The organism is Massilia sp. Masssp94 (assembly GCF_059491305.1).
In genome coordinates, this window is record NZ_CP168501.1 from 6,104,854 (window position 1) to 6,117,919 (window position 13,066).

A 13,066-nucleotide genomic window follows, 5' to 3' on the forward strand; every position below is an offset into this window, starting at 1 on the left:
CGGGAATCCATGCTGAGCCGACTTCGGTCGCTCAGCATGGGTTCCCGCCTGCGCGGGAACGACGGGCTGGTGGTCAGAACAGCTTCGCGAACTTGTCGACGTTTTCCGCGTTATAGGTGAACGGCGGTCCCAGCGCCGCCTCGCCATTGGCATCCAGCGTCACGCTGCCCAGCCGTCCGACGGATACGCTGGCCCCGGGTTTCGATTCCGCCTTGCCCTTCACGAACTGGTCGGCCGCGTAGGTGGCGGCGTAGCCCAGGTCGATCGGATTCCAGATCGCGAACTCCTTCACGGCGCCGCTTTTCACGTGGCCCGCCATTTCGGACGGCAGGCCGAGACCCGTCACGTAGACCTTGCCGACGAGGTGTTCGTCCGCCACGGCCTTGCTGGCCGCGACGATGCCGACGGTGGTCGGCGCGATGATCGCCTTCAGCTGCGGGTGGCTGCGCAGCAGGCCGATCGCCTCGCGGTAGCTTTTATCCGACTGGTCGTCGCCGTACACGGTGGCCACCAGCCTGATCTTCGAATACTCGGGTTGTTCCAGCACCTTCTTCATCACGCCGATCCAGATGTTCTGGTTCGTCGCCTGGGCGGAAGCCGAGAGGATCGCGATCTCGCCCGCGCCCCCGATCTCGTCGGCTGCCATCTGGATCTGCTTCTCGCCGATCAGTTGCGCGTTCGACGGATTCAGTTGCATCTGCCGGCCTTCGGGCGCGAGGCCGCTGTCGAACGAGACGACCTTGATCCCGCGCTGCATCGCCTTCTTCGCGATCGGCACCAGCGCGTTCGGGTCGTTCGCCGAGATGACGATCGCGTCGACCTTCTGGCTGATCAGCGAGTTGATGATCTCGATCTGGCCTTCGGCGCTGGGCGTCGTCGGTCCCGTATAGATCACTTCGACGTTGCCGAGCTGTTTCGCCGCTTCGTCGGCGCCCGTGTGGGCCGCGTCGAAGAAGCCGTTGCCGAGGCTTTTCACGACCATCGCGATGCGCGTCTTCTCCGGCTTTTTCTCGGCGCAGCCGGCGACGCCGGCCAGGACGCCGACCGCCGCCAGTGCGAGCAGGGTGGTTTTAAGCTTCAATGTGCGGCCTCCAGTTGCGCGTCCAGCCGCGGGTCGAGCTGCGCGTCCAGGTGGAACAGCGCGGCGGATTGCAGGTCGAACTGCGGATTAAAAAAAGGCGCCCCGACGTTCGGCGCCACTTCGTCCGGTTCGACGGTGACGACCTTGACGCCGTACTGCTCGAGCGTCTGCACGGCCTTGTCGGAGGCGCCGGTGTCCGTGATGACGGTCGATACGCGATCGAGGCCGCACAGGATCAGGCCCGCCTTGCGCGCGAACTTGGAACTGTCCGCCAGCACGATCAGTTCTTCCGCCTGGCTGATCAAACGCTTCTCCGCCTGGATCAGCAGCGGGTCCGCTTCCATCAGGCCGAGCAGCGACAGGCCGTAGACGCTCATGAACATCTTGCCGGCGTAGTGGTGCTGGGTGATGTCGTTGTCGAACGGGGACAGGATCACGTTCTGCTCGCGGTAGACCTTCCCGCCGGGGACGATGATCTCGTTCTCGCTCGAGACGAGCAGGCGCTCGGCCATCAGGAACGAATTGGTCAGGATCTTGAGGTGTTTGTCGGCCAGGAACTCGGCCATCATGAACGTCGTGGTGCCGCCGTTGATGATGATCGTTTCGCCGTCCGTACACATGCCGGCCGCGTGGCGGGCGATGGCCCGTTTGCGGGCGGCGTAGCACTGGATATTGTTCTGGAACGTTTCGCTCGACAGCGGGAACTGGCGCTTCTTGGGAAGCAGGTTCTCGGCGCCGCCGCGGGTGCGGGTGAGCAGGTTGCGGGCTGCGAGCCAGCTGATGTCGCGCCGGACCGTCGCCGGTGACGCGTTGAGCCATTCGACGAGTTGCTGGACCGTCGCCGTCTGGTGCTCGGCGAGCAGTTTCAGCAAACGCTTGCGGCGTTTGTGATTCACCATGTGTCTCCTCCTATGCCGTTTATGTTTTGTGCGGCGGGGACAGCGTCGTACCGTGGGTCGCGCCGTCTGGGAAAAAGAGTAATGAGGAGTTGAAAGGCCGTCAATCGTTAAATGATCAAACGATTGATTATTTGGCCGCCGCGGCGCGCTCAAATGCGCGTTTCGATCAACTAAATGATTAAATCGCTCTTGGTCACGATGTTGATCGATTCCGCGTTGACACTGCTTGGGCCGCTGAATTCTACTGTGCCGGATGCCGCGACCGTGGTCCACGGCGCGGGCCAGACGACACACAACGCAAACACATGGAGACGTATTTATGGGTGCAATGAGCGCTACCTCCCACAAGGAACCGATCACGTCGCGCTGGGACGACCAGCACGCCGCCACGCTGAGCGAGCCTGAACTGCTGCTGTACCGTTCCAATCTGCTCGGTTCCGACCTGCGCATCACGAACTTCGGTGGCGGCAATACGTCGGCCAAGATAGTCATGACGGATCCGCTCACGGGCGGGCAGGTCGACGTGCTGTGGGTGAAGGGCTCCGGCGGCGACCTGGGTTCGATCAGGCTGGACGGCTTCTCGACCCTGTACATGGACAAGCTGCAGGCGCTGAAACAGCGCTACTGCGGCCTGGAACACGAGGACGAGATGGTCGGCTACCTGCCGCACTGCACGTTCGACCTGAACCCGCGCGCCGCGTCGATCGACACGCCGCTGCACGCCTACATCGACCGCCGCCACGTCGACCACATGCACCCGGATGCCGTCATCGCGATCGCCGCGTGCAGGAACAGCCGCGCGCTGACCGAAAAAATCTTCGAAGGCGAACTGGGTTGGCTGCCGTGGCAGCGTCCCGGCTACGATCTCGGCCTGAAGCTGGAACAACTCTCGCGGGAACAGCCGCAGCTGAAGGGCATCATCCTCGAGGGCCACGGCCTGTTTACGTGGGGCGATACCGCCAAGTCGTGCTACGAGACGACGCTCGCCATGATCAAGCGCGCCGAGGAATGGCTGGCGGCGAACGTCAGGCAGCCCGTGTTCGGCGGCCAGGTCGCCCAAGCGCTGCCGGCCGACCAGCGTGCGGCGCTCGTCGCCCGCCTGATGCCGCTGCTGCGCGGGAAGATCAGCCAGCAGGAGTTCAAGCTGGGCCACTTCGACGATTCCGACGCCGTGCTGGAATTCGTCTGCAGTGCCGACCTCGCGCCGCTGGCCGCGCTGGGCACGTCCTGCCCGGACCACTTCCTGCGCACGAAGATCCGCCCGCTGGTGCTGGACTTCGATCCGGCCGCGCCCGATTTCGATCGTCTGGTGGCCGGTCTCGATCAGGCGCTGAGCGATTACCGCGCCGACTACACCGCGTATTACGAGCGCTGCAAGCGCGACACGTCGCCGAAAGTCCGCGACGCCAACCCGATCATCTACCTGATCCCGGGCGTGGGCATGCTGTCGTTCGCGAAGGACAAGGCCACGGCGCGCATCGCCGGCGAATTCTACGTCAATGCGATCAACGTGATGCGCGGCGCGAACGGTGTCGACGAGTACGTCGGCCTGCCGGAACAGGAAGCGTTCGACATCGAATACTGGCTGCTGGAAGAAGCGAAACTGCAGCGCATGCCGAAGCCGAAGAGCCTCGCGGGCCGCATCGCGCTGGTGACCGGTGGCGCGGGCGGCATCGGCCAGGCCGTGGCGCGCCAGCTGCTGCAGGAAGGGGCATGCGTGATGCTGACCGATATCGACGCCGAAGCGCTGGCAGGCGCCCGGGACAACCTCGTCAAGGTCGCCGGCAAGGACAACGTCGCGACCGTGCAGGCCAACATCACGAGCGAGGAGGAAGTGGGCGGCATCCTGTCCGCCGCCGCGCTGCGCTTCGGCGGCGTCGACCTGCTCGTGTCGAACGCGGGCATCGCCTCCGCCGCGCCGCTGGACGAGACGTCGCTGGAGGTCTGGAAGCGCAACCAGGACATCCTCGTGACGGGCTACTTCCTCGTGTCGCGCAACGCGTTCCGCATCATGAAGCAGCAGAAGCTGGGCGGCAGCATCGTCTTCGTGGGCAGCAAGAACGGCCTCGTCGCATCGGCTGGCGCATCGGCGTACTGCACGGCGAAGGCGGCCGAGATCCACCTGGCCCGCTGCATCGCGCTGGAAGGCGCGGAACACGGCATCCGCGTCAACGTGGTCAATCCGGACGCAGTCATCCGCGGTTCGCGCATCTGGGACGGCAAGTGGAAGGAAGAGCGTGCCGCGTCGAACAAGATCGACACGGACGACGTCGAGGAGTTCTACCGCAAGCGCAGCATGCTCAAGAAGAGCGTGTTCCCGGAAGATATCGCGGAAGCGGTGTATTTCTTCGTCAGCGAGAAGTCGGGCAAGAGCACGGGTAACGTGCTGAACGTGGATGCCGGCAACGCGGCCGCATTCACGCGATAATATCAATTCAGAAGAACAGCGGCACCGCCGGGCGCGGTGCCGCGACGACAGGAGACAACATGACGACCCTCATCGATGCCGGTCTGGTGGCCGACCATAACGCGAAGCTGGCCCCCCAGCTGGAAGCCGACTACGAGGCGCTCAAAGGCATGCTGGCCCGCCGCGGCCAGGATATCGAGGCATTGACGGCCCTCGCGCAGCGCTTCGCAGTCGCGGTCCCCAGCTGGGGCGTGGGCACGGGCGGCACCCGCTTCGCGCGCTTCGCGGGCCGGGGCGAACCGCGCAACGTGTTCGAAAAACTGGACGACTGCGCCGTCATCAACGAGCTGACCCGCGTCACGCCGGCGGTTTCTCCGCACTTTCCGTGGGACCGCCCTACGGATGCGAAGGAGCTGCGCCAGAAGGCCGACGACCTGGGCCTCGCGTTCGACGCCGTCAACTCGAACACCTTCCAGGACCAGCAGAACCAGGAACACACGTATAAATACGGCAGCCTGACGGCGAACAGCGGCGCCACGCGCGCGCAGGCCGTGAAACACAACATCGAATGCATCGAGCTGGGGCGCGAACTCGGGTCGAAGGCGCTGACGGTATGGGTCGGCGACGGCGCCAACTTCCCCGGCCAGCACAACCTGCGCGGCGCGCTGGAGCGCTACCTGGACAGCATGCGCGAGATCTACGCGGCACTGCCGGACGACTGGAACGTCTTCATCGAACATAAACTGTTCGAGCCGGCGTTCTACGCGACGACCATCGCCGACTGGGGCACGAGCTTCGCGTGCGCGACGGCGCTGGGCCCGAAGGCGAAATGCCTCGTCGACCTCGGCCACCATGCGCCGAACACGAACATCGAAATGATCGTCGCGCGCCTGGCGCAGTTCGGCAAGCTGGGCGGGTTCCACTTCAACGACAGTAAATACGGCGACGACGACCTGGATTCCGGCTCGATCAACCCGTTCCAGCTGTTCCTGGTCTTCAACGAGCTGGCCGACGCGGCGCTGCGCGAAGGCCCGGCGTTCAAGCCGGCGTACATGCTGGACCAGTCGCACAATGTGACGGACCCGATCGAGAGCCTGATGAACAGCGCCGTCGAAGTACAGCGCGCTTACGTGCAGGCCGCGCTCGTCGACCGCGCGCAACTGGCGGAGTTCCAGGAATCGAACGACGTGCTGCTGTCGGCGCAGGCGCTGAAACGGGCGTTCCGCACCGACGTGGAGGCTATCCTCGCGATGGCACGCGTGCGCTCGGGCGGCGCGGCGGATCCGGTGGCGTGCTATCGGGCCAGCGGGTATCGGGACAAGGTCGCGAGCGCGCGGCCGGCAAAGGCGGGGGCGAGCAGCAGCGGGATCGTGTGAATAACCGTCGCCCCCGCGAAGGCGGGGGTCCAATTTTGCGCGTGTTCACGCAACACTTGGGTTCCCGCCCGCGCGGGAACGACGTTGGTTATTGATCAGTCGCTCCAGGAGTCCCCCCATGAGCAAGCCCTTACTGGCGCTCGCCCTGTCGTGCGCCTTCGCCGCGCACGCGGCCGGCCCGTCCACGACGTTCGCCGACGTCGCCCAACACCTGCAGGCCCCCCCGCCCGACGCACGCCCCATGATGCGCTGGTGGTGGTTCGGTCCCGCCGTCGTCAAGCCCGAGCTGGAACGCGAGATCCTCGCGATGAAGGCCGGCGGCATCGGCGGATTCGAGATCCAGCCCGTGTACCCGATGGAGCTCGACGATGCCGCGCGCGGCATCCACAATGTCCCGTATCTGTCTCCCGAATTCCTCGATGCGGTGGGCTTCGCCAACCGCACGGGCCGCGCCAACGGCATGCGCGTCGACATGACCCTGGCCAGCGGCTGGCCGTACGGCGGGCCGCACGTCACGGTCGGCGAGGCCGCGGCGCGGCTGCGCCAGGCCGTCGTCGACGTGCCGGTCGGCGCGGCGAGCTTCCCACTGCCGGTCATCATGAACGGCGAGAAGCTTATCGCGGCCTTCATCGGCTCGGGCGTCGATCCGGCGTCGCTGACACCGCTGCAGGTCCAGGCTGGCGCCGACGGCCGCGCGGCCATCGCGCCGGCCGACGCGCCCCGCAAGGTCGTCGTGTACATCGCCAGCCGCACCGGCCAGCAGGTCAAGCGCGCGGCGCTGGGCGCGGAAGGATTCGTGCTCGACCACCTGAGCCGCAAGGCCGTCGACCATCACCTCGCCACCGTCGCCGAGCCCCTGATGAAAGCGTTCGGCGATACGCCGCCGTATGCGGTATTCTCGGACAGCCTGGAGGTCTACAACACCGACTGGACCGATGATTTCGCGGCGGAGTTCAAGCGCCGGCGCGGCTACGACATCGTGCCGCACCTGCCGGCCGTGTTCACGGGGCAGGGGCCGGATGCCCCCGCGCTGCGCCGCGACTGGGCGCTGACGCAGACGGAGCTCGTCAACGAGCGCTACCTCGCGCCGATCGACGACTGGGCGAAGAAACACGGCACGCAATTCCGCTCGCAGACGTATGGCGAGCCGGCCGTGTCGCTGTCCAGCAACCGCCTCGTCGCGCTGCCCGAAGGAGAGGGGCCGCAGTTCCGCGAATTCTCGTTCACGCGCCTCGCCACGTCCGCCGGCCACCTGTATGGCCGGCCCGTGATCTCGGCCGAGACCTGGACGTGGCTCCATTCGCCCGCATTCGCCGCGACGCCGCTGGACATGAAGGTGGAAGCGGACCGGATGCTGCTGCAAGGCGTGAACCAGTTCATCGGCCACGGCTGGCCGTACACGCCGCCCGGCACGATCGAACCCGGCTACGCGTTCTACGCGGCCGCCGTGTTCAACGACCACAACCCGTGGTGGAACGTGATGCCGGACGTGACGGGCTATCTGACGCGCATGAGCTGGCTGATGCGCCAGGGCGAGCCCGCGAACCAGGTCGCCGTGCTGCTGCCGAACGACGACGTGTACGCGGCCCTCGTGCCGGGCAAGGTGTCGCTGTCGGCCGAGATGCACACCCACGTCACGCCGGCGCTGACGGCGCAGATCCTCGACGCGGGCCAGAACCTCGACTACACCGATGCCGAGGCGATCCTGGCACTGGGCGTGCGCCATTCGGTGCTCGTGCTGCCGCACGTGATGCGGCTCGCGCCCGAGGTGATCGACAAGCTGGCGGCATACGTGCGCGGCGGTGGGCACATCGTCGCGGTGGGCGGCGCGCCGTCGCTGGCGCCCGGCTATCGCGACGCGGCGCGCGTGTCCGCGACCGTGGCGGCGAAAGCGAAGGCGCTGTTCGCGAGCGCGAACGTGCATACGGTCGCGAACGACGATGCCGTCGGCGCCGCGCTGCGGGCCGTGCTGGCGCCGGACATGAAGCTGTCGGCGCAGGCATCCGACGTCGGCTTCGTGCGCCGCAGGCTGCGCGACGCGGACATCTATTTCATCGCCAATACGAGCAACCGGCCCGTGCATGCGCAGGCCTCGTTCGCGGCGGTGCGCAAGGCGGGCGCGTGGATCGATCCGGACAGCGGCCGCATGACGGCGGCCACGTTGCCGGCCGCGCTCGACCTGGCGCCGTACGAATCGCGCGTGCTCGTGCTGGCGGACGCGCTGCCGTCGGCGCCGGCGCCGGTAGCCGCCTCGATCGAGATCGCGGACCTGGGCCGTGACTGGAGCCTGCGCTTCCCCGGCAAGGCGCAGGCGCAACGTCTCGCCGCGCTGCGCTCGTGGACGGACGACGAGGCGACCCGCTACTTCTCGGGCGTCGCCACCTACGAAAAAGACGTCGAGCTCACGGCGGCGCAACTGCGCTCGCCACGGCTCGTGCTGGATTTCGGTACCGGCACGCCGCTGGAATCGGCACCGAAAGTCCCGGCCGGCATGCGCGCGATGTTCGACAGCCCCGTGCGCGAAGCGGCGCAGGTATATGTCAATGGCCGCCGTGCGGGCGCCGTGTGGCATCCGCCGTATGCCGTCGACGTCACGGGCTATCTGCGGCCGGGCCGCAACCGGATCGAGGTGCGGGTCGCCAACCTCGCGCTGAATGCGCTGGCCGGCCATGCGCTGCCGGATTACCGGCTGCTGTCGGCCCGCTACGGCCAGCGCTTCGTCCCGCAGGACACCGCGCTGATCGCACCGCAGCCGGCCGGCCTGCTGGGCTCCGTCAAGCTGCTGGGTGCGGGCCAATAACAACGACAGGAGAACAACATGACGACGACCCGACGATTCACGATGCTGGCCGCGAGCGTCGCGCTGGCGCTGCCGGCGTTTGCGCAGACGACCGGCTACCCGCAACCGACGCCCGCCATGCAGGCCATCATCGACAAGGACATCAGCCGCCATTTCGGCGACGCGCCGGCCGCTGCGGGCCCGCTCGCGACGGACTTGTCGCCCGAACTCACGCCCGCTGCCATCGACAAGGCCTTGCGCAAGGTCGCGGACTGGCAGCTCGCGCGCTCGCAGCCGTATTTCTCGCGCATCTGGACGGAGAGCGTGATGTACACCGGCTTCATGGCGGCGTCCGAGGCGACCGGCGATACCAGATACCGCGACGCGATGCTCGCGATGGCGCGCCATTTCGACTTCCAGGTGCGCGACCGCCTGCCGAACGCGGACGACCTGTCGATCGCGCAGACCTACCTCGACCTGTACTTCCAGGAGAAGAACCCGGGCATGCTGCGCCTGACGAAGGCCGAGATGGACGACCTGCTGCCCCTGGCGACGCTCAAGCCGAACGATCCGCGCATCCCGTGGTGGTGGTGCGACGCGCTGTTCATGGCGCCGCCCGTGTGGGCGAAGATGTACAAGGCGACGGGCGAACGTAAATATCTCGACTACATGCACCTGAACTGGAAGCGCACGTACGATCTCCTGTACGACAAGGACGAGCATCTGTACGCGCGCGACGCCAGCTACAAGGACAAGCGCGAGGCGAACGGCAGGAAGATCTTCTGGTCGCGCGGCGAAGGCTGGGTGATGGGCGGCCTGGCGCGCGTGCTGGACTACGTGCCGGCGGACGATCCGCAGCGCGGCTTCTATGTGCAGCAGCTGCGCGAGATGTCGGAAAAGCTCGCGTCGCTGCAGGGCGCGGATGGCCTGTGGCACGCGGGCCTGCTCGATCCGAAGACATACCCGCTGCCGGAGATCTCGGGCTCCGCGCTGTTCGTGTACGGCATGGCGTATGGCGTGAATCACGGCCTGCTCGACGGCGCGAAGTACCGGCCCGTGATCGCGAAGGCCTGGGCCGGCATCCTGAAGAACGTGTACGCGGACGGCCGCGTCGGCAATATCCAGCAGACGGGCGCCGAGCCGGCGTTTTATCGTCCTTCGTCCAGCTACGACTATGGCGTCGGCGGCTTCATGCTGGCGGCCGCGGAACTGAAGCGCATGGCGCAGGGAGGCGTGCGATGAGCGAGACCAGGGCCTTCGTCATGCGGCTGAAGCCGGGGAACGTCGACGAGTACAAGCGGCGCCACGACGACATCTGGCCGGAGCTGGCGGACCTGCTGCGCGCGTCCGGCATCCACGATTATTCGATCTTCCTCGACGAGGCGTCGCTGCAGCTGTTCGCGGTGCTGAAGCTGCGCGACGGGCACACGGTCGCCGCGCTGCCGGAGCATCCCGTCATGCGGCGCTGGTGGGATGCCATGGCGCCGCTGATGGAGGTCGAGCCGGGGAACCGGCCGAAGGAGTGGCCGCTGCGGCAGGTCTTCCACCTGCCGTGACGGATTGCCTACTTCGCGGGGTCGAGCAGGCCCCGCGCCTTGAGCCATTCCTCCGCCCGTTTCGGCCACGCCGACGCCGTCCCGAGCCCCGTCCGCATTCCCATCCCGTGCGACCCATGCTCGAACAGATACATTTCGGCCGGCACCTTCGCCCGCGTCAGCGCCTGGTAGAACAGGATGCTGTTCTCGACCGGCACCGTCTGGTCTTCCTGCGTGTGGATCAGGAGCGTCGGCGGTGTGGCGGCCGTGACCTGCCGTTCGACCGACATCAGCCGCACGTCGGCCGGGGACGGGTCGGCACCCAGCAGCGCCTTGCGCGAGCCGGCATGCACGGCCGGGCCGTCCATCGTGATCACGGGGTACATCAGCACGAGGAAGTCGGGACGCGCGCTGACCTTGTCCAGGTCCGCGCCGGTGCGGCCCAGCGGGTGGTCGTACAGCGTGCCCGCGCTGGCCGCCAGGTGGCCGCCCGCGGAGCTGCCCATCACGCCGATGCGGTCCGGGCGGATGTGGTACCGTGCCGCCTGGGACCGCACGAGGCGGACGGCGCGCAGCACGTCGCGCAGAGGCGCCGGGTGGCCGAACTCCTGCATGCGATACTTGAGCACGAAGCTCGTGATGCCGAGGGTGCCGAGCCATGCCGCGTACTGCTCGCCTTCGCGCGCCGTGGACAGGCGCACGTAGCCGCCGCCAGGGCAGATGATGACGGCGGTGCCGTTCGGGCGGTCGACGGCGGGGCCGTACACGGTCAACGTCGGCTCGCTCACGTTGGACACGCGGCCGTCGTCGACGTGTTCCGGACCGAGGCCGGGCTTCGCATCCGGCATGCCTTCGGGCCACAGCGGGATCGTGGCCGTAGCGGGAATTTGCGGCGCGGCGAAGGCGGCATCGACGGCTCCGGCGAGCACGGCACCGGCAACGAGTTTCAAAGTGCGTCTCCTGGTTTCATTCGAACGATTCATTTGAGGTCCTGACATGGTAAAACTTGGATGGTTGGGCGGCGCACTACTGTGCGCGGGTTTGCTGGGGTGTGCGTCGACGCCGGCGCGCGTCGATGGTCCGCTCGGCGCCTTGGACATCGTGACGACGCCGGCCGCCGCGCTGGACGCCGTCTGGCAGCCGCGCGCCGACGGCGTCATCGCGGTGGCGGGCAAGCCGTCCGGCTTCATCGCCACGCGCGATACGTACACCGATTATCGCCTGCACGTGGAATGGCGCTGGACCGGCAAGCCGGGCAACGGCGGCGTGCTGCTGCACGTGGCGTCCGGGCCGAAGGACGGCGTCTGGCCCTACAGCATCCAGGTGCAGACCAAGCATGGCGCCGCCGGCGACCTGTTGCCGATGGCGGGTGCGACGTTCAACGAACCGCTGACGACGGCGCCGGGCGCCTACCCGCCGATCAAGGCGCATGTCGCGGCGGACAGCGAGCGTGCGCCCGGCGAGTGGAACAGCATGGACGTGCTGGTGCGCGGCGGCTGCATCGACGTGACGATCAACGGCGTCGCGCAGAACGCCGTCACGATCGCGCAGCCGGCGACGGGCCGCATCGGCTTCCAGCTCGAAGGCACGCCGTACGAGCTGCGCAACCTGCGCGTGGAACGGCTTTAACGCTTGAGCCATGATTCCGGCACCGGCACGATGCAGATGTTCAGCGTGCGGCCATCCGCCGACAGCATCGCGGACTGGATCTCGATGCGCGTGCCGTCCGGGCTGAACGTCGGGTGAGGGTGGTCGGCGGCCGTCGTCTTGTGGCCCGTCGTCAGCAGCTTCATTTCGTGCGACGCGCGGTCGATCAGGTACAGGCTGCGGCTGAAATCGTCGCCGACGGCGAAGCGGCCGTCGCTGGACCCGTGCACGTGCCAGAAGCCGCTGCCGGACGGCGTCTGGCCGACGATCTGCATCTGGCGCGTGCGCAGGTTGACGATGGCGAGGCCGGTCGGTTTTTCGCGCGTGCCCGTCCGGCCCCAGCCGTCGTCCTGGCCGGGATTCGCACCGCCGACGTCGGTGGCCGGCGCGTCCACTGCTGCGGCCGCGCCGGGGATCGCGCGGTGGCCCATGATGGCGAGGGCCACTTCGTCCTTGCCGATCACCGCTTCGTGCGTCACCCATTCGTACGGCGCTTCCGGATACAGCGGGCGCAGGCCGCTGCCATCCGCCTGCACGGTCCACGTGCGCTGCGGCGACTTGCCGCCCGTCTCCCAGCAGAACACGATCTCGCCCGGATTCCACAGATTCGCCTGGATGTGGCCCACCTGGAACGGCACCGACACGACATGGCGCACCTCGCCCGTACGCACGTTCACGCGCGCGATGCCGGCCGGGCCGGCGCCCATCTTGCGCGGGCCGAACGCCGGCTCCAGCTTCGTGCCCGGCGCCAGGTGGCGCGCCGCCTCGTGCGGGCCGACGCGGACGTACAGCCACTCCTCGTCGGCGTCCAGCGCCGTGTCGCCATAGGCTTCCATCGAGGCCGGCAGGGTCGCGGCCACGCGCTGGTAGCTGGCCGCGTCGCGCATGCGGGCGGCCGCGCTGTCCGCGAATACGCGCGCGAGGTCGACCTCGACGACTTGCCGGTCGTCGCCCGCGCGGCGCAGGAAATACAGCTTCATCGATTTGCGGGCCGCGTTCAGCATGCCCTCGTAGCCGCCTTCCGTGACCTGCACGATGTCGCCGGTCTTTTCGTTGACGGCCATCGCCTCGTTGCCGGCCAGGTGCGAACGGAAGATCAGCCACTGGCCGTCCGCGGTCCACTGCGGGTGCGTCTGGTAGATCTTGGAATCGCCATGCGGGCGGCTCGTGAGGAAGGTCAGGCGGGTGCCGGTGACGGGATCGACGACTTCCTTGCGTTCGGACGGGAAGCGCTGGCCGATGGCGGCGCGGGCGTCGAGGGATGCGAGCAGTGTGCAGCACAACGTCAATACGGTCAGTATGCGCATGGGCAGTCTCCTTGTTTTTGGAATCCGATCATTGT

10 protein-coding genes are annotated in these 13,066 nt (G+C 67.4%); 6 read left to right on the forward strand and 4 right to left on the reverse strand.

All coding sequences use genetic code 11. The features are described 5' to 3' along the window. Nucleotides 1-73: 73 nt before the first annotated feature. Entirely contained in the window at nt 74-1,081 is a 1,008-nt protein-coding gene (rhaS, locus tag ACEN9G_RS26880) for a rhamnose ABC transporter substrate-binding protein (RefSeq protein ID WP_413341276.1), read from the reverse strand. Next, on the reverse strand, nt 1,078-1,980 hold the full coding sequence (locus ACEN9G_RS26885) for a DeoR/GlpR family DNA-binding transcription regulator (protein WP_056329878.1): 903 nt from the start codon (nt 1,978-1,980) through the stop codon (nt 1,078-1,080). The genes rhaS and ACEN9G_RS26885 overlap by 4 nt, the downstream gene beginning before the upstream one ends. A gap of 319 nt (nt 1,981-2,299) precedes the next feature. Here ACEN9G_RS26885 and ACEN9G_RS26890 point away from each other — a divergent pair, with 319 nt between their 5' ends. From ACEN9G_RS26890 to rhaM, 5 genes are all read left to right on the forward strand, one after another. Beyond that, complete coding sequence (locus ACEN9G_RS26890; RefSeq protein WP_413341279.1) at nt 2,300-4,408, forward strand: bifunctional rhamnulose-1-phosphate aldolase/short-chain dehydrogenase; 2,109 nt, start codon at nt 2,300-2,302, stop codon at nt 4,406-4,408. A 59-nt stretch (nt 4,409-4,467) separates the two neighbouring features. Beyond that, nucleotides 4,468-5,763, forward strand: coding sequence for an L-rhamnose catabolism isomerase (gene rhaI / locus ACEN9G_RS26895; RefSeq protein WP_413341281.1), 1,296 nt, complete (start codon nt 4,468-4,470; stop codon nt 5,761-5,763). 118 nt (nt 5,764-5,881) lie between these two features. Further along, nucleotides 5,882-8,563, forward strand: coding sequence for a glycosyl hydrolase (locus ACEN9G_RS26900; protein WP_483127252.1), 2,682 nt, complete (start codon nt 5,882-5,884; stop codon nt 8,561-8,563). An 18-nt stretch (nt 8,564-8,581) separates the two neighbouring features. Continuing rightward, nucleotides 8,582-9,784 carry a glycoside hydrolase family 88/105 protein gene (locus tag ACEN9G_RS26905; RefSeq protein ID WP_413339915.1) on the forward strand — a complete coding sequence of 401 codons (1,203 nt, stop codon included), beginning with the start codon at nt 8,582-8,584 and terminating at the stop codon, nt 9,782-9,784. Then, nucleotides 9,781-10,098: an L-rhamnose mutarotase gene (rhaM, locus tag ACEN9G_RS26910; protein ID WP_413339917.1), complete on the forward strand. Its 318-nt coding sequence runs from the start codon at nt 9,781-9,783 to the stop codon at nt 10,096-10,098. The genes ACEN9G_RS26905 and rhaM overlap by 4 nt, the downstream gene beginning before the upstream one ends. An 8-nt stretch (nt 10,099-10,106) precedes the next feature. On the opposite strand, the gene ACEN9G_RS26915 is transcribed toward rhaM, so the two are convergent. After that, nucleotides 10,107-11,027: an alpha/beta hydrolase gene (locus tag ACEN9G_RS26915; protein ID WP_483127253.1), complete on the reverse strand. Its 921-nt coding sequence runs from the start codon at nt 11,025-11,027 to the stop codon at nt 10,107-10,109. 46 nt (nt 11,028-11,073) lie between these two features. Between ACEN9G_RS26915 and ACEN9G_RS26920 the strand changes: the two genes are divergently transcribed. Beyond that, on the forward strand, nt 11,074-11,706 hold the full coding sequence (locus ACEN9G_RS26920; RefSeq protein WP_413339921.1) for a 3-keto-disaccharide hydrolase: 633 nt from the start codon (nt 11,074-11,076) through the stop codon (nt 11,704-11,706). Here ACEN9G_RS26920 and ACEN9G_RS26925 read toward each other — a convergent pair. Further along, nucleotides 11,703-13,031, reverse strand: coding sequence for a TolB-like translocation protein (locus ACEN9G_RS26925; protein WP_413339923.1), 1,329 nt, complete (start codon nt 13,029-13,031; stop codon nt 11,703-11,705). The two genes, ACEN9G_RS26920 and ACEN9G_RS26925, sit on opposite strands and share 4 nt — an antisense overlap. Nucleotides 13,032-13,066 lie beyond the last annotated feature (35 nt).